The organism is uncultured Microbacterium sp., from assembly GCF_913776565.1.
Classification (GTDB): Bacteria; Actinomycetota; Actinomycetes; order Actinomycetales; family Microbacteriaceae; genus Microbacterium.
The window spans coordinates 1-16,505 of the sequence record NZ_CAJYPF010000007.1 but is presented as its reverse complement, the minus strand read 5'-3'; the positions used below and the strand labels follow the sequence as shown (position 1 = coordinate 16,505).

General features: G+C 68.6%; 18 protein-coding genes and 2 tRNA genes. 14 read left to right on the top strand and 6 right to left on the bottom strand.

Features of this window, described 5'->3' with window-relative positions; translation table 11 throughout:
• From QZ433_RS00465 to QZ433_RS00430, 8 genes are all read left to right on the top strand, one after another.
• Positions 1 to 449 (top strand): DNA polymerase III subunit beta (locus QZ433_RS00465; RefSeq protein WP_295779498.1); only part of this gene is annotated, 449 nt, incomplete at its 5' end.
• 47 nt (positions 450 to 496) lie between these two features.
• Positions 497 to 1,651, top strand: a complete 1,155-nt coding sequence (gene recF / locus QZ433_RS00460; RefSeq protein WP_295779497.1) for a DNA replication/repair protein RecF — start codon at positions 497 to 499, stop codon at positions 1,649 to 1,651.
• On the top strand, positions 1,644 to 2,132 hold the full coding sequence (locus tag QZ433_RS00455) for a DciA family protein (protein ID WP_295779496.1): 489 nt from the start codon (positions 1,644 to 1,646) through the stop codon (positions 2,130 to 2,132). The genes recF and QZ433_RS00455 overlap by 8 nt, the downstream gene beginning before the upstream one ends.
• 119 nt (positions 2,133 to 2,251) lie before the next feature.
• Complete coding sequence (gene gyrB, locus QZ433_RS00450; protein WP_295779495.1) at positions 2,252 to 4,288, top strand: DNA topoisomerase (ATP-hydrolyzing) subunit B; 2,037 nt, start codon at positions 2,252 to 2,254, stop codon at positions 4,286 to 4,288.
• 59 nt (positions 4,289 to 4,347) lie between these two features.
• Entirely contained in the window at positions 4,348 to 6,978 is a 2,631-nt protein-coding gene (gene gyrA / locus QZ433_RS00445; RefSeq protein ID WP_295779494.1) for a DNA gyrase subunit A, read from the top strand.
• A complete protein-coding gene (locus QZ433_RS00440; protein WP_108317372.1) occupies positions 6,975 to 7,376 on the top strand; it encodes a DUF3566 domain-containing protein in 402 nt (133 codons plus the stop codon). The genes gyrA and QZ433_RS00440 overlap by 4 nt, the downstream gene beginning before the upstream one ends.
• A gap of 65 nt (positions 7,377 to 7,441) precedes the next feature.
• Positions 7,442 to 7,515, top strand: a tRNA-Ile gene (locus QZ433_RS00435).
• Positions 7,516 to 7,528: 13 nt separating this feature from the next.
• Positions 7,529 to 7,601 (top strand) — tRNA-Ala (locus QZ433_RS00430).
• 43 nt (positions 7,602 to 7,644) lie between these two features.
• Here QZ433_RS00430 and QZ433_RS00425 read toward each other — a convergent pair.
• Positions 7,645 to 8,910 carry an acyltransferase gene (locus QZ433_RS00425; RefSeq protein ID WP_295779493.1) on the bottom strand — a complete coding sequence of 422 codons (1,266 nt, stop codon included), beginning with the start codon at positions 8,908 to 8,910 and terminating at the stop codon, positions 7,645 to 7,647.
• 77 nt (positions 8,911 to 8,987) lie between these two features.
• Here QZ433_RS00425 and QZ433_RS00420 point away from each other — a divergent pair, with 77 nt between their 5' ends.
• Complete coding sequence (locus tag QZ433_RS00420) at positions 8,988 to 9,419, top strand: NUDIX hydrolase (protein ID WP_295779492.1); 432 nt, start codon at positions 8,988 to 8,990, stop codon at positions 9,417 to 9,419.
• Positions 9,420 to 9,425: 6 nt separating this feature from the next.
• Here QZ433_RS00420 and QZ433_RS00415 read toward each other — a convergent pair whose 3' ends face one another.
• On the bottom strand, positions 9,426 to 9,899 hold the full coding sequence (locus QZ433_RS00415) for an aminoacyl-tRNA deacylase (RefSeq protein WP_295779491.1): 474 nt from the start codon (positions 9,897 to 9,899) through the stop codon (positions 9,426 to 9,428).
• On the bottom strand, positions 9,896 to 10,468 hold the full coding sequence (locus QZ433_RS00410; protein WP_295779490.1) for a DNA helicase: 573 nt from the start codon (positions 10,466 to 10,468) through the stop codon (positions 9,896 to 9,898). Before QZ433_RS00410 ends, QZ433_RS00415 begins: the two co-directional genes overlap by 4 nt.
• A 101-nt stretch (positions 10,469 to 10,569) precedes the next feature.
• Here QZ433_RS00410 and QZ433_RS00405 point away from each other — a divergent pair, with 101 nt between their 5' ends.
• The gene (locus QZ433_RS00405) at positions 10,570 to 11,127 is read left to right on the top strand and encodes a peptidylprolyl isomerase (protein ID WP_108317376.1); all 558 of its coding nucleotides are present in this window, start codon (positions 10,570 to 10,572) and stop codon (positions 11,125 to 11,127) included.
• Positions 11,128 to 11,145: 18 nt separating this feature from the next.
• Positions 11,146 to 12,072, top strand: a complete 927-nt coding sequence (locus tag QZ433_RS00400) for a rhomboid family intramembrane serine protease (RefSeq protein WP_295779489.1) — start codon at positions 11,146 to 11,148, stop codon at positions 12,070 to 12,072.
• Positions 12,073 to 12,123: 51 nt separating this feature from the next.
• Here the strand turns inward: QZ433_RS00400 and QZ433_RS00395 are convergent, their stop codons facing one another.
• Complete coding sequence (locus QZ433_RS00395; protein WP_295779488.1) at positions 12,124 to 12,363, bottom strand: cell division protein CrgA; 240 nt, start codon at positions 12,361 to 12,363, stop codon at positions 12,124 to 12,126.
• Between the two features lie 55 nt (positions 12,364 to 12,418).
• Here QZ433_RS00395 and QZ433_RS00390 point away from each other — a divergent pair, with 55 nt between their 5' ends.
• The 3 genes from QZ433_RS00390 to QZ433_RS00380 are packed head-to-tail and all read left to right on the top strand — an operon-like array spanning position 12,419 to position 14,018.
• The gene (locus QZ433_RS00390; protein ID WP_295779487.1) at positions 12,419 to 13,210 is read left to right on the top strand and encodes a class E sortase; all 792 of its coding nucleotides are present in this window, start codon (positions 12,419 to 12,421) and stop codon (positions 13,208 to 13,210) included.
• On the top strand, positions 13,210 to 13,365 hold the full coding sequence (locus QZ433_RS00385) for a hypothetical protein (protein WP_181373441.1): 156 nt from the start codon (positions 13,210 to 13,212) through the stop codon (positions 13,363 to 13,365). The genes QZ433_RS00390 and QZ433_RS00385 overlap by 1 nt, the downstream gene beginning before the upstream one ends.
• Complete coding sequence (locus tag QZ433_RS00380) at positions 13,362 to 14,018, top strand: gamma-glutamyl-gamma-aminobutyrate hydrolase family protein (protein WP_295779486.1); 657 nt, start codon at positions 13,362 to 13,364, stop codon at positions 14,016 to 14,018. The genes QZ433_RS00385 and QZ433_RS00380 overlap by 4 nt, the downstream gene beginning before the upstream one ends.
• Here QZ433_RS00380 and pknB read toward each other — a convergent pair.
• Entirely contained in the window at positions 13,990 to 15,690 is a 1,701-nt protein-coding gene (pknB, locus tag QZ433_RS00375; protein WP_295779485.1) for a Stk1 family PASTA domain-containing Ser/Thr kinase, read from the bottom strand. The two genes, QZ433_RS00380 and pknB, sit on opposite strands and share 29 nt — an antisense overlap.
• Before the next feature lie 31 nt (positions 15,691 to 15,721).
• On the bottom strand, positions 15,722 to 16,505 hold a 784-nt coding region (locus QZ433_RS00370), incomplete at its 5' end, for a PASTA domain-containing protein (RefSeq protein ID WP_295779484.1).

Genomic DNA, 16,505 nt, shown 5'->3' with positions numbered 1-16,505 from the left:
AGACCGTCACGTCGCTGCTGATCAAGGGCAACTTCCCGCCGGTCCGGCGCCTGTTCCCCGCGCAGACCGAGCACCACAGTGTCGTCAACACGGCCGAGCTCGCCGAAGCCGTCCGCCGCGTCGCCCTGGTGCTCGACCGTTCGGCCCCGCTGCGGTTCACCTTCGGCCCGGACGGGGTGTCGATGGACGCCTCGGGCACCGAGCAGGCGCGTGCGACCGAGTCGGTGGACGCGACGCTGATCGGCGACGAGGTCACCCTGGGGCTGAACCCCCAGTACCTGCTCGAGTCCCTCGGCGCGGTGCGCAGCGAGTTCGCGCGCATCACGTTCACCTCGAGCGACAACGCCAACAAGCTCAGCCCCGTGCTGGTGACGCCGCAGACGTCAGTCGACAAGGGCGGCGAGGGCTCGTTCAAGTACCTTCTCCAGCCCAACCTGCTGCTGCGCTGAGCCGGTCGACACGCGGCCCTGTCGGAGGCTGCGGGTAGTCTGACTCGGTGATCGTGGAGCAGCTCGGACTGAAGGACTTCCGCAATTACGCGGAAGCCGACGTCACGCTCTCCGCCGGGGCCAATGTCTTCGTCGGCCGCAACGGCCAGGGCAAGACGAACCTCGTCGAGGCCGTCGCCTACCTGGCCACGCTGGGATCGCACCGCGTCTCGAACGACGCTCCCCTTGTCCGAGACGGTACGGATGCCGCGATCGTCCGCGCGCGTCTCGCGCACGGTGAGCGCAGCGTCCTGCTCGAGCTGCAACTCAACCGACAGGGGGCCAACAAGGCCCGTGTGAACGGCGTCAACGTCCGCACCACGGAGCTGCCCCGCTACGCGCAGGTGGTGCTGTTCGCTCCCGAAGACCTGCAGATCGTGCGCGGAGACCCGTCCTCGCGGCGACGCTTCGCAGACCAGCTCATCGTGCAGCGGATCCCGCGGATGTCCGCGGTGCTCGCCGACTACGATCGCGTCCTCCGCCAGCGCAGTGCTCTGCTCAAGTCCGCGCGTGCGCGGGGCGTGCGCGGCGACGCCCTCAGCACCCTGGATGTGTGGGACGACAAGCTCGTGACCCTCGGTACGCAGGTGATCGAGGCGCGGATGGCGTTGGCATCCGATCTCTCCGATCCCGTCGCACGCGCGTACGCGGCCATCGCCGGTGCCGACCACGGACCCCGTCTGTCGTGGGCGCTGTCGGTCGGCGGAGGCGACCCCGAAGAGGGGGACGCGATCGACGGCTCCGGTTCGTCGGCTCCGCTGGCGGATCAGTTCCGCGCGGCCTTGGCCGCCCGTCGTCCCGCGGAGCTCGAACGTGGTCTGACCCTCGTCGGCCCGCATCGCGACGATCTGGTGCTCGAGGTCCGCGGTCTTCCCGTGAAGGGGTACGCCTCGCACGGCGAATCGTGGTCCGTCGCGTTGGCGCTCAGGCTGGCATCCGCGGAACTGCTGCGGGCCGAGTCCCGTCTCGGCGACCCCGTCCTCATCCTCGACGACGTGTTCGCCGAGCTCGACGCGGGTCGGCGGGCACGCCTGGCCGACCTCGCAGGTGGCTACGAACAGGTGATCGTCACGTCGGCGGTGGAAGAGGACGTGCCCGAGGAGCTGCGCGCCCACGTCGTCCGCGTCGAGGCGGGGCGGATCACCGGAGTCGACGATGAGTGACGAGCCGGACCTTCCCGAGACGCTGTCGACCTACCTGCGACTGCGGGGTCTCGAACCGTCGCCGTACCGCAAGAAGAAGCGTCGCCGCCGCTCCGACGACGACGACAACGCCCCCTTCTCACCCGGCCGCGACCCGCGGGGGCTCGGCGACGTGCTGTCGGCGCTGACGCGCTCGGCCGGCTGGGAGGCCCAGCTGTCGCGCGAGGATCTGGTGCGCACGTGGGACGAGGTGGCCGGCGCGGACACCGCCGCGCACACCCGCCCCGTGGCCCTGGATGCCGGCACCCTGACCGTCCAGGCCGACTCCACGGCGTGGGCGAAGCAGCTGCAATTGATGCGCGCGCACATCCTGTCGGAGATCATCCGGCGCTTCCCCGAGGCGGGGGTCGAGGCGATCCGTTTCGTAGGGCCCGACGTCCCCTCGTGGAAATGGGGGCCCAGAGCCGTTCCAGGCCGCGGTCCACGCGATACCTACGGCTGAGTCATGGTCGGTCACGGTCGGGCGTGATTTATCCCCGCTCCGGGGCGTACACGCCGTGCGATGAGGTCTCGCACGATAGGATGGAGTTTCCGACGAATCGATCTGGAGCGCGTTCACTCATGACGTCCGAGAACCCCGACACCGTTTCCGAGGAACCCGAAGCGCACACCCCCGCGAAGGTTCCCAACGAGTACGGGGCAGACGCCATCCAGGTGCTCGAGGGCCTCGAGGCCGTGCGCAAGCGGCCCGGTATGTACATCGGCTCCACCGGTGAGCGCGGTCTTCACCACCTCGTGCAGGAGATCGTCGACAACTCCGTCGACGAGGCCCTCGCCGGCTACTGCGACACGATCGACGTCACCATCCTCCAGGACGGCGCCGTCCGAGTGATCGACAACGGTCGCGGCATCCCGGTCGACATGCACCGCACCGAGGGCAAGTCCACGGTCGAGGTCGTCCTCACCGTTCTGCACGCGGGTGGAAAGTTCGGCGGCGGCGGGTACGCCGTCTCGGGTGGTCTGCACGGCGTCGGCTCGTCGGTCGTGAACGCCCTGTCGACGCGTCTCGAGGTCGAGGTGCAGCGGCAGGGTCACGTGTGGCGTCAGTCGTTCCGCACGGGCGGCGTGCCGCTGGCTCCGCTCGAGAAGGGCGAAGAGAGCGACAAGACGGGGACGTCGATCACGTTCTGGCCGGATGCCACGATCTTCGACACCATCGACTTCGACTACGACACGCTGCGCACGCGCTTCCAGCAGATGGCGTTCCTGAACAAGGGACTGCGCATCAGCCTGCGGGACGAGCGCCCGGGGGCGGTCGTCACCGAGGGCGAGCCCGGCGAGGAGGTCACCGAGGCCCGGCACGATTCGTTCCTGTACGAACGCGGCCTGGTCGACTACGTCGAGCACCTCAATCGCGTGCGCAAGGCCGACGTGGTCAATGAGGAGATCATCGAGGTCGAGTCCGAGGACACCGAGCGCAAGATCGCCCTCGAGCTGGCGATGCAGTGGACCACGGCGTACACCGAGAACGTCTTCACCTACGCCAACACGATCAACACGCACGAGGGCGGTACGCACGAAGAGGGTTTCCGTGCCGCGCTGACCACGCTCGTCAACCGGTACGCCCGCGCGAACAACCTCCTCAAGGACAAGGACGACAACCTCACCGGCGACGACATCCGCGAGGGTCTCACGGCGGTCATCTCGGTCAAGCTGTCGGAGCCGCAGTTCGAGGGTCAGACCAAGACCAAGCTCGGCAACACCGAGGCCCGCGCGTACGTGCAGAAGGTCGTCGGCGACAAGCTCGGCGACTGGTTCGATCGCAACCCCGCGCAGGCCAAGAACATCATCCGCAAGGCCATCGACGCCGCGACCGCCCGTCTCGCCGCGCGCAAGGCCCGCGAGACCGCTCGTCGCAAGAGCGTCTTCGAGTCGGCGGCCATGCCCGACAAGCTCAAGGACTGCACGTCGAAGGACCCCTCGATCAGCGAGATCTTCCTCGTCGAGGGCGACTCGGCCGGCGGCTCGGCCGTGCAGGGCCGCGATCCGCACACGCAGGCGATCCTCGCCCTGCGCGGAAAGATCCTCAACGTCGAGCGCGCGCGTCTCGACCGTGCGCTGAGCAACAAAGAGGTCCAGGCCATGATCCAGGCCTTCGGCACGGGCATCGGCGAGGACTTCGACATGGCGAAGGCCCGGTATCACAAGATCGTGCTGATGGCCGATGCCGACGTCGACGGCCAGCACATCACGACGCTGCTGCTCACCCTGCTGTTCCGTTACATGCGCGGACTGATCGAGGCCGGCTTCGTCTACCTCGCGCAGCCGCCGCTGTACCGGCTTAAGTGGTCGAACCACCCGCACGAGTACGCCTACAGCGACCGGGAGCGCGACGCGCTCCTCGTCGATGGGCAGGCGTCGGGACGCCGCATCCCGAAGGACAACGGCATCCAGCGCTACAAGGGTCTCGGCGAGATGAACGACCACGAGCTCTGGGAGACCACCATGGACCCCCAGACCCGCACGCTGAAGCAGGTCACCATCGACGACGCCGCCGCGGCCGACGAGATCTTCTCGGTCCTCATGGGCGAAGACGTCGAGTCGCGCCGCAGCTTCATCCAGCGCAACGCCAAAGACGTCCGCTTCCTCGACATCTGACCCGGGGCGCCGACGCACGGCGCCGACCGACGACGCACGCACTACGGAACTGAGAACACATGGCTGACGACACCACGCCCGAACCCGAAGACGTCCGCGGCGAGCCGGTGCACGACCACGGCAAGATCGACCAGGTCGACCTGCAGCTCGAGATGCAGCGGAGCTACCTCGACTACGCGATGAGCGTCATCGTCGGGCGCGCTCTGCCCGACGTGCGCGACGGCCTCAAGCCCGTGCACCGCCGCGTGATCTACGGCATGTACGACGGTGGTTTCCGTCCCGACAAGTCGTTCTCGAAGTGCGCCCGCGTCGTCGGCGAGGTCATGGGGCACTACCACCCGCATGGTGACGCGCCCATCTACGACGCCCTCGTGCGTCTGGTGCAGCCGTGGTCGCTGCGGTATCCGCTGGCGCTGGGGCAGGGCAACTTCGGCTCGCCCGGCAACCAGGGTGCGGCCGCCCCCCGCTACACCGAGACCAAGATGGCTCCGCTCGCGCTCGAAATGGTGCGCGACATCGAAGAGGAGACCGTCGACTTCCAGGACAACTACGACGGCCAGACCCAGGAGCCGACGGTCCTGCCCTCGCGTTTCCCGAACCTGCTGGTCAACGGCTCCGTCGGCATCGCCGTCGGTATGGCGACGAACATCCCGCCGCACAACCTCCGCGAGGTGGCCGACGGCGCGCTGTGGGCTCTCGAGAACCCGGATGCCACGCGCGAGGAGCTGCTCGAGGCGCTCATGCAGCGCATCCCCGGCCCCGACTTCCCCACGCGCGCGCAGATCCTGGGCACGCGCGGCATCAAGGACGCGTACCGCACCGGTCGCGGCTCGATCACGATGCGCGCCGTCGTCAACATCGAAGAGATCCAGGGACGCACGTGCCTGGTGATCACCGAGCTGCCGTACCAGGTCAACCCCGACAATGTCGCGGTCAAGATCGGCGATCTCGCGCGCGAAGGCAAGATCACCGGCGTCGCCGACATCCGCGACGAGAGCTCGGGCCGCACCGGTCAGCGCCTGGTCGTCGTGCTCAAGCGCGACGCGGTCGCCAAGGTCGTGCTGAACAACCTGTACAAGCACACCCAACTGCAAGAGAACTTCGGCGCCAACATGCTGGCGATCGTCGACGGGGTGCCGCGCACGCTGTCGCTCGACGGGTTCATCAGCCTGTGGATCGACCACCAGGTCGAGGTCATCGTCCGGCGTACGCGCTACCGCCTGCGCAAGGCCGAAGAGCGTATGCACATCCTGCGCGGCTACCTCAAGGCGCTCGACGCCCTCGACGAGGTCATCGCGCTCATCCGTCGCTCGCCGACGGCTCAGGATGCCAACGAGGGCCTGCAGAAGCTGCTCGACATCGACGACGTGCAGGCGCAGGCGATCCTCGACATGCAGCTGCGTCGACTGGCCGCCCTCGAGCGTCAGAAGATCGTGGACGAGGCGACCGAGCTCGAGGCCCGCATCGCCGACTACAACGACATCCTCGCCACGCCGGGTCGTCAGCGGACGATCATCCGCGACGAGCTGACGGCGATCGTCGACCGCTTCGGCGATGACCGCCGCACCGAGATCCTGCACGGGTTCGACGGCGACGTCTCGATCGAGGACCTCATCGCCGAAGAAGAGATGGTCGTCACCGTCACGCGCGACGGATACATCAAGCGCACGCGCAGCGACAACTACCGTTCGCAGCACCGCGGTGGAAAGGGCGTCAAGGGCGCGCAGCTGCGCGCCGACGACGTCGTCGAGCACTTCTTCGTCACGACGACCCACCACTGGCTGCTCTTCTTCACGAACAAGGGCCGCGTGTACCGCTCGAAGGCCTACGAGGTCCCCGAGGCGGGGCGGGATGCCAAGGGCCAGCACGTCGCGAACCTGCTCGCGCTCCAGCCCGACGAGGAGATCGCCCAGATTCTCGACATCCGCGACTACCAGGTCGCGACGTACCTGGTGCTGGCCACGCGCGGCGGCCTGGTCAAGAAGACCCGCCTCGACGAGTACGACACCAACCGACAGGGCGGTGTGATCGCCATCAAGCTGCGCGGTCAGGTGTCGGACGACGGCGATGACACCGAGCAGGCCGGTGCCGATGAGCTCGTGAGCGCTCTGCTGGTGGACGAAGGCGATGACATCCTCCTCATCAGCCGCCTCGGCATGTCGCTGCGGTTCTCCGCCACCGACAGCGCGCTGCGCCCGATGGGACGCTCGACGTCGGGTGTGAAGGGCATGGACTTCCGCGAGGGCGACAGCCTGCTCTCGGCATCCGTCGCCAAGGACGACGAGTTCGTGTTCGTGGTCACCGAGGGCGGGTACGCCAAGCGCACGGCGGTCACCGAGTACCGCATGCAGAACCGCGGTGGATTGGGCATCAAGGTGGCTCGTCTGACCGACGATCGCGGCGTTCTCGCGGGCGGAATGATGGTGTCCGAGACCGACGAGGTCCTTGTGGTTCTTGCCAGCGGCAAGGTGGTACGCTCCTCCGTGGCCGAGGTGCCTGCCAAGGGTCGCGACACGATGGGTGTCGTTTTCGCCCGTGCAGGAGGCGACGACAAGATCATCGCGATCGCGCGAAATGCCGAGCGCAACCTGGCCGAGACGACGGAGACGACCACGGAGCCCGCCGCGGATGACGCGGACGAGGCCACCGCCTCCACTCCCGAGACCCCCGAGGAAAGTACTGACGCATGAGCACGGTAGCCGACAAACTCGCCAAGAAGTCGACTCACAAGACCCCTGCCAAGCAGGTTCGTCTGCGCCTGGTCTACATCGACTTCTGGTCGGCGGTGAAGCTGTCGTTCCTGGTGGCCGTTGCCGTCGCCATCGTGACGGTGGTGTCGTACTTCCTCATCTACCTCGTCGTCTCGGCGACGCTGCTGACCAAGCTCGATGAGTTCTTCACCAGCTTCACGGACGGCGGGGCGACGCTGTCGCAGTACGTCGGCCTGCCGCAGGTCATGGCGTTCGCTGCGATCGTGGCGATCCTCAACCTTGTCGTGGTGACGGTGCTGGGTGCGGTCATGGCCGGCATCTACAACCTCGCGGTCAAGGTGACCGGCGGATTGCTCGTCGGTTTCACCTCGAACTGACGCCGATTCGTCAAAACCTCGAGAGTCCGGTAAAGTCTTCGAGGTTGACATCACGTCAGCGAGACGGGGCTATAGCTCAGGCGGTTAGAGCGCTTCACTGATAATGAAGAGGTCCCAGGTTCAAGTCCTGGTAGCCCCACCCCTTCCCTCGCGGGGCCTTAGCTCAGCTGGTAGAGCGCCTGCTTTGCAAGCAGGATGTCAGGAGTTCGAATCTCCTAGGCTCCACAACCGCGATCAAGAGCCGGCCCTCGGGCCGGCTCTTTCGCGTTCATCGCGCAGTCCGTCCTGAGCGGGAACGCAGGATCAGCACGGATGCCGTGAACATCAGCGCGCCGGCGACCGCCAGCACGGTGTCCATCCCCGCCACCGTCACCGCGAACGGGGGGAGGAACGCCAGCAGCCACGCGACCCCGATCAGCCAAGGACGCGGAGCAGGTGCCAGTCGACCGAGGGACTCGACGCGCGCGAGAGGGACGGACAACGCGCCCAGGACGGCAGCGACCACGAGGAACAGGACCGGCCGGGTCGCCCACCACTCCCCGCTCGCGGGGGCGGGGGCCGCTCCCGGGACGAGCAGCGCGAGACCCGAGACCATCAGGATGACGGGCAGGTGCCACAGGTAGACCGTCATCAGCCGGGAACCCATCGCGAACACCACGGCACGCGCCGGTCGCGTGTGCATGAGCGCCGTCAGGATGGGCCGCGCCACGCGCAGGAGGCACGCCTGTGCCACGCCGAGGAGCACGAGCGGCAGCGTGGGTGGGTTGAGGTTCGCCAGCATGCTCGACGAATACGGGCCCCACGCGACGACCGCCCCCAGCAGCAGGTAGGCGGCCCCGGCACCCGACAGCAGGGTCGGGATGCCGCGACGGTCGAACCATCCGTCGCGGTACCAGAACCCCAGCTGCTGGATCAGCGGCCAGACGAACAGCATGTTCAGATACCCCAGGAGCTCGACTCCCGTCGCGAACCGCAGCGCGTCGACGGCGATCGTTCCGAGGGCGAGGATGCCGAGGCTCAGCCGCGGCGCGCATTCGTGCGCACGGACGGCCACCGGCACCACGAGCTGGCACAACAGATACGCGGCGAGGAACCACAGCGGCATCCCGATGCCGACGACGGCGGCGTCGACGAGAGCGGGATCTGCGCCTGCCACGCGCGCGCCGAGGAGGATCACGGCCACCAGGCCGAAGAGCGGCAGAGCGGGCTGGACGAGGCGCAGGATGCGGGTGCGGACGAAACCCGCCGCGTCACCCCCTCGGGCGGTCCAGCTCGCCCATCCCGCGGCGGAGGCGAAGCCGCCGACGACGAAGAACAGGGGCATGATCTGGCCGACCCACGTGGCCGCGTCGAACCAGGGCTGCGCCTCGGCGGGTCTGCTCGAGACGATGACCCCGTCCGGATCGCGGCCGACGCCGACCTGGAGCAGGTGCACGACGACGACCAGGAACACCGCCGCCACGCGGGCGAGATCGAGCGTCTGATCGCGGCGCGAGAGGTCGGGGACGGCCGCGGGGGAGACATCGGTGCTCATGGGTCCATCGTGGCGCGTCCGGGAGCCGGCGGTCCGCTCATCCCCGAGCGGCGGACGCGGGTCGCTAGAGTCTGGTCATGGACATGCGGGTCGCCGCGTACGCCGTCATCACCGACGACGACGACCGCGTGCTGCTCGCACACTGGGTGGACGGTCGCCGCGCGGCCTGGACGCTGCCGGGCGGTGGTCTCGAGGCCGGCGAGGATCCCGTGCATGCGGTGCGGCGCGAGGTTCGCGAAGAGACCGGGTTCCGGGTCGCGGTGGGTGAGCTGCTCGGCATCCATTCCCGGGTCATCCCGGCCGAGGCGCGCCTGGCCGAGGGGGCGAACGGACCCCTGCACGCATTGCGCATCGTCTATCGCGCGCGGGTGGTGGGGGGACGGCTGCGCTTTGAGACGGACGGCTCGACCGACCGGGCGGAGTGGTTCCCGATGGCGGCCACCCGACGGCTGCGTCGCGTCCAGCTCGTGGACATCGCGTTCCGTATGGCGGGCCTGCCGCGCAGCTGAGCGGCGTCAGGCCCGGTCGATGGTGATGTCGGCCACGACGGCGTCGTACGCGGCGATGAGGTCGTCTGCCTCGACGAAGAGACTGTACCCGTGGGCTCCCGCTCCCATCGCGATCCGCGTGCCCACGATGCGTTCGTCGGTGTAGACCGGCCAGTCCGTCGAGCTGCCGATCGGCACGATCGTCCCGCGCTCGTACCCCGTGGCGGCGAGGGCCAGCTCGGGTTCGGGCAGGCGGAGCTTGTTGACTCCCACCACGGCCCGCAGCTTGGGCCACGAGATCGCGCGGTCGCCCGGCACGAGCGCGAACAGGTACGTGTCGTCGGAGCGCTTGACCACGAGAGTCTTCACGATCGAGGCGGAGGGGATGCCGAGCAGCTCAGCCGCCTCGTCGAGGCTCGAGGCGGCGGGACGTTCGCGCACATCGACCGAGAGGCCGCGCTCGCGCGCGGCCTCTCGGACTCTGATGGTGGGATCGCTCACGCGTCCGGCGCGCGCAGCGGGTCGTCCGCCACCCACAGCTCGTCGTCGGCGCGCAGCGTCTGCCACGCGGCGTACGCTACGCCCGCGGCGGCGACGACGCCCAGGATGATGGCGATGACGCCACCGGCTCCGATGCCGTCGTGCTGCGAGGGGAGCTTCTTGTTCAGACGCTTGGTGGCCTGCTTGCCGTACTTCTCGGCGCGTTTGGCGTACTTGTGGGTGTCGAGCTCGAAACCGCGGCCCTTGGCCAGACGGTCGCGGGTGTCGCCCGCGGCATCCCACACCGACATCGCGCCGCCGACCACGGCGCCCGCAGCGGGGACGACCTTGTGGCTGAGGAAGCGGTTGGTGCTCTTCACGCCCTTGTCGACGTACGGCGCCGCGTACTTGCTGTAGCCGTCCTGAACGGCGGGGACGAGATCTTCGCGGCTGAAGCGACCGAGCTGGTGGCCTGCTTCGCGAGCGACCTTCCCGCTCTCGCCCAGCAGCACCTGCTGCGACTCCCACACCTTGGCGGCGTGCTTCTGGAGCTTGCGCAGTTCCTTCTTGCTCTTGCGGCTGAGGCCCACGGCTCATCCTCCCTGTCGATGGGATGTACGTTGCCCTCATCTTGCCAGAACGGGCCGCCGGCGCCGCCGACCCTTGCAGATAACTCTGAGAGAATGTACCCATGGCCAACCACACCGCCGTCGCGACCCTGCACACCAACCACGGCGACATCGTCGTCAACCTGTTCGGCGATCACGCGCCGCGTACCGTCCGCAACTTCATCGGTCTGTCCGATGGAACGCAGGAGTGGACGAACCCGGCAACGGGCGCCAAGGGTGAAGGTCCTCTGTACACGGACGTGATCTTCCACCGCATCATCCCCAACTTCATGATCCAGGGCGGCGACCCGCTCGGTCAGGGCATCGGCGGACCCGGCTACAACTTCAACGACGAGATCCACCCCGAGCTCGACTTCACCGCGCCCTACAAGCTCGCCATGGCGAACGCCGGCCTGCGTCGCAACGCGATCACGGGTCAGGCCGAGGGCACCAACGGCTCGCAGTTCTTCATCACCACCGACCCCACCCCCTGGCTGCAGGGCAAGCACACCATCTTCGGCGAGGTCGCCGACGACGCCTCGAAGGCCGTCGTCGACAAGATCGCCTCGGTTCCCACCGCCGCCGGCGACCGTCCGATCGAGCCCGTCGTGCTCCAGTCGGTCGACGTCGTCTCGGTCTGACCTCCCGGACGGCGGCGGGTGTCTTCCACCGAGGAGTTCCGTCGCAACAGCGACAACTTCTGCTACCGGCATCCTGACCGGCAGAGCTTCGTGCTGTGCCAGCGGTGCATGCGTACCGTGTGCTCGGAGTGCCGGACCCCCGCCGCCGTCGGCGTCATCTGCCCGGAGTGCATGGCCGAGCAGCGCGCCGCGCAGACCCCCGCTCAGAAGAAGGCCGAGCGCCGCTGGGCGTCGCGTCCGATGGCGATCGTCTCGAGCGACCGACCCCGGATGACGCTCGGCATCATCGCCGTGACGGGTCTGGTCTACATCATCGGCCTGATCCCCGGCCTCGGCCCGGTGCTCAGCAGCCTGTTCGCGTTCAACAGTCTCTTCCTGTTGCCGCAGGCGGGCGTCATCCAGCCCTGGCGTCTGGTCACCGTCGCCCTGGTGCACGACGGGTTCTTCCACGTCGGACTCAACATGCTGGCGCTGTGGTTCATCGGTCGCAGTCTCGAACCGCTGCTGGGGCGCTGGCGCTTTCTCGCGCTGTACGTGATCGGCGCGATCGGCGGCTCGGTCGCCGTGGCGCTGCTCGCACCCGGTGTGTGGACGGTCGGCGCGTCCGGGGCCATCTTCGCGCTCTTCGGTGCGCTGCTCGTGATCGGCCGCCACATCGGCGCGGACATCCGCGTCATCGGCATCCTGATCGCGATCAACTTCGCGTGGCCGTTCGTGCTCGCCGCCTTCAACGCGATCGGCTCGGGTGATTTCGCCGCCTCGCTCGCGGCCGTCGGCATCTCGTGGCAGGCGCATCTGGGCGGCCTGCTCACCGGTGCGGTGATCGGGCTGATCTACTCGCGCACGAGGGCCGCATCGCAGCGCGGTCTGCAGATCGGGCTGATCATCGCCGTCACGGTCGTCCTGCTCGCGCTCCTCGCGGTGCCGGCCGTCGCGTACTTCTAACAGTTATCCACAGCCCCATCCACAGGTGGGGATGAATTACACGTGTGTAACTCAGCGCCACCGCGTGGTCATGAGAAAGCCGACGAAGGCGATGCCGAAGCCGATGACCAGGTTCCACGCGCCGATGCCGGGGATCGGGAACTGGGAGCCGCTGAGGTAGAACACCAGCACCCACACCAGGCCGACCAGCATGAGGCCGATCATGATGGGCAGGAACCACACCGGGTTCGGGGCCGCGTTTGCGTCGGTGCGCTCGGCGATCGGGTCTTCGCCTTTGCCAGTTCGAGCCATGCCGCACAGTCTAACGCTCAGGTGCGCGCGTACCCACGGAACTAGACTCTGCCCCGTGCACTCCGACACGCAGCCGCAGACCCGTCGAGGTCGCCGCCCCGCTCCCGCGCCGCGTCGCCGCATCTCGATCGTCGGCGTCATCGGCGACCTGCTCGTCACGGCCGGCGTGCTCGTGCTGCTGTTCGTGGTGTGGCAGCTGTGGATCGGTGACGCCATCATCGGCGCCCAGTTCAAGGACGAGGGCAAGAGTCTGAGTCAGCAGTGGGCCACCGATCCGCTCCCGCCGGCCCCCACGCAGTCCTCCGCTCCCGCACAGCCCGCGGCCCCGCCGACGGCCGATCCTCCGGCGCTGCCGCAACCGGGCGACGCCCAGCGTTTCGCCGTCGTCCACATCCCCCGTTTCGGTTCGGATTACCAGTTCCCCCTCGCGGGCGGCGTCAGCTCGGCCCGCACCCTCGACCCGATCGGTCTGGGCCACTACCCCGACACCGCGATGCCCGGCCAGGTGGGCAACTTCGCCATCGCCGGCCACCGCGGCAGTCACGGCGCTCCTTTCGCCGACCTCCCGTCGCTGCATGTCGGCGACGCCGTCGTCGTCGAGACGCAGGACGGGTGGTACACCTATCGCTATCGCAACCTCGAGTACGTCCGGCCGGACGGTGTCGACGTCCTGCTCCCCCTGCCGCAGCAGCCCGAGATCCAGGCGACGGATCGCATCATCACCATGACCACCTGCAGCCCGCGCTACGGCTTCTCGGAGCGCGCGATCGCCTACGGCGTCTTCGAGTCCTTCACCCCGCGGACCGAGGCCGGTCCGCCGACGTCCCTCACCTCTGGAGCAGCCTGATGTACGGTGCCCTGTGGCGCATCCTCCCCGGCCCGTGGTGGGTGCGCCTGCTGATCGTCCTGGTGCTGCTGGCCGCGGTGCTCTACGGCCTCTTCTTCTACGTCTTCCCCTGGGTGAGCGATCTGGTCTACCCCTCGGAGGTCACGGTCGAGTGACCGCGTGGCGCGTCGCGGTCGTCGACAATCGCGACAGCTTCGTCCACACCCTCGCCGGCTACTTGCGCGATCTCGGAGCCGACACGGTGATGGTGCCGGCGGACGACCCCATGGCGCCCGACCGGGTCGTCGCCGAGGCCGACGCGGTGCTGGTGTCTCCCGGTCCCGGACATCCCGCCGATGCCGGGGAGAGCGTCCGAGTGGTACGTCGGGCTTTCGACGAGGGGATGCCGCTGCTCGGCGTCTGCCTGGGACATCAGGCGATCGCCACCGCCTTCGGCGGGTACGTCGACCACGCCCCCGAGCTGCTGCACGGCATCACCAGCGTCATCCGGCATGGCGGGGTCGGGGTTCTCCGGGATCTGCCCGACGGTTTCGTCGCCACGCGTTACCACTCTCTGTCGGTCGTGGCCGAGACCCTCCCGCCTGAAATCGAGGTCACGGCCCGCACCGACGGCGGGGTGATCATGGGCCTGCGGCACCGTCGCGCACCGATCCAGGGCGTGCAGTTCCACCCCGAGAGCGTTCTGACCGAGGGCGGTCATCTGCTCCTGGGCCGATGGCTGCAGGATGCCGGTCTCCCCGGCGCAGCCGCACGCGGAGCACGGCTGCACCCGCGCGGGTTCAGCTCCCCGAGCACACCGTCAGGGTGATCTCGCTGTGCACGGGCACCTCGCCCGGTGCCAGCGACTGGGTGATGACCGTCCGGGGCGTGGCGGCGCGGCATCCGGGATCTTCCTGCGTCTTGACGGTGAGCTGCTTCGTGTCCGACTGCAGCTCGCGCTCGGCCGCCTCGAGTGTGTAGCCGGTGTAGTCGACGATGACGACCTGGCCGCTCGCGACGACGAGGTTGACCGTGCTGCCCTTCGCGACGTCGGTGCCGGCCTCGAGGGTCGACGAGATCACCGTTCCGGCGGCCAGTGCCGGGTCGTCCTGCCGACGGATGGAACCGAGCGAGAGCCCCGCCGTCTCGATCGCGGAGCGTGCCTCGCTCTCGGTGATCCCCTCGAGGGTGGGGACCTTGGCCGTGTCGGGACCCGTGGAGACGTAGACCGTGACCTTCTGACCCGCCGCGACGCTGGTGCCGGCGGCGGGCACGGTGTCGACGACGTTGCCGGCCGCGATCTTCTCGTCGGACTCGTTGACGCGGCTGGTGGTCAGCTGCTCGGCCTCGAGGGTCTCGACGGCCCGCTCGTAGGACATGTCCACGACGTTCGGCACGGCGAGGGATGCCGTGGGCACGTCCTCGGACGGCTGGAACTGCATGACCCAGACGAACACCGCGACGAGAAGCACTGCGAGGACGCTCACGCCGCCCCAGATCCAGGCGACCGGCGGACCGGGCTGCGTGCGCCGCATGGTCGTGTCGGTGCTGAGCTGACGCAGGGAACGCGCGGTCTCGGCGGCTTGGCGCGGGTTGGGTCCGTAGAGCTCGTTCGAGAGCGCCGACATCTGGCGTTTGGTCGGCGCCTTGCCGTCGATGGTCTCGTCGAGCGCCTCGCGGAAGCTCGCCGCGTCCTGCGGGCGCTGGAACGGGTCCTTCGCCAGGGCGCGGAGCACGATGGCATCCAGGGCGCGCGGGATCTTCTCGTCGATCTCGCTCGGCGGAACGGGTGCTTCGCTGACGTGCTGGTACGCGACCGCGACGGGGGTGTCTCCGCGGAAGGGCGTACGACCGGTGAGCAGCTCGTAGAGCACGACGCCGGCGGAGTACAGGTCGGCGCGCGCGTCGACCGACTCGCCCTTGGCCTGTTCGGGCGAGAAGTACGCCGCGGTTCCGACGATGGCCGTGGTCTCCGCGACGGTGGACGAGGAGTCGGACACGGCGCGGGCGATACCGAAGTCCATGACCTTCACCCGGCCGCCGTCGGTGATCATCACGTTGCCGGGCTTGATGTCGCGGTGCACGACACCGGCGCGGTGCGAGTACTCCAGAGCCTCGAGGATGCCGTCGACGTAGCGCAGCGCGTCATCCGTGGGCACGGGACCTTCGGCGATGACGTCCTTGAGAAGACGACCGTGGACGAGTTCCATGACGATGTACGGCACGGGCCGCTCGACACCGTCGGTTCCGGTCTCGGCATGCTCGCCCGCGTCGAAGACACGCACGATCGTGGGATGCGCCATGCGCGACGCGGCCTGCGCCTCGAGGCGGAAGCGCGTGCGGAAGGCCGCATCGCCCGCGAGATCGCTTTTGAGGATCTTGATCGCGACGGTGCGCCCGAGCGTCTCGTCGTACCCGCGGTAGACGCTCGCCATACCGCCACGACCGATGAGGTCGTCGACACGGTAGCGTCCGGAGAGGACGCGCGTCTCAGTGGTCACGAGAAGAACTCCTGGTCGGGGGGAGAAGGGGTCAGGGCTTGACGGGCGCGACGGCGGCACCGTTACCCGTCGCCGACGGCGAGGGCGTGTTGCCGCCGGTGATCGTCGCCGACGCCTCGCCCGACGGGCCGGCCTGACGGTCGCCCGCGCCCGAGCAGCTGACGGTGTACGTCACCCGCAGGGTCTGACCCGCCGCGTTGCTGACCTTGAGCTGCGCATTGCGGGCGTCGGGCGCGAACGCCGCGGTCGACTGACCGTTCGTGTCGAAGGTGCCGTTGGTCGCCGTGAAGTTGTACGACGTGACCTGACCGGTGCCGGACGGGCACGTGTACTGCTGCCACGACACCTGGATGTCGCTACCGGCCGTGACCGAGGCACCCGGGAGGGTGGGGGTACCGGGGGTGGGCAGTTCGGTCTGGTCGCCGTAGGTGGTGACCGTGATCGTCGTACCCTCGTCGACGCGACCCGTGGGGTTCACGTCGTAGATGAGGCCGACGTCGTTCGCCGAGGTCGCGGCGTTTCCGACGCGGCAGTCCGCGACGAGGTTGTTCTCGTCGAGGATCGCCCGCGCTTCGTCGCAGGTCCTGCCCTGCAGACCGAGCGAGCCGACCTCGACGCGCTGCGCCGTCTGCGTGGGCGCCGGCGACGGGGACGACGGGGCGACGCTGGGCGTGGCCGCGGTCGGCGTCGCGCTGGTGGGCGCGGCGTCCGGCTCACCCTGATTCGCGAGCAGCGTGAACAGTGTTCCGCCCAGCACGAGCGCCAGCAGGACGATGAGCGCGATGAGCGGCCACGTCCAGGGGCTGCGCTTCTTC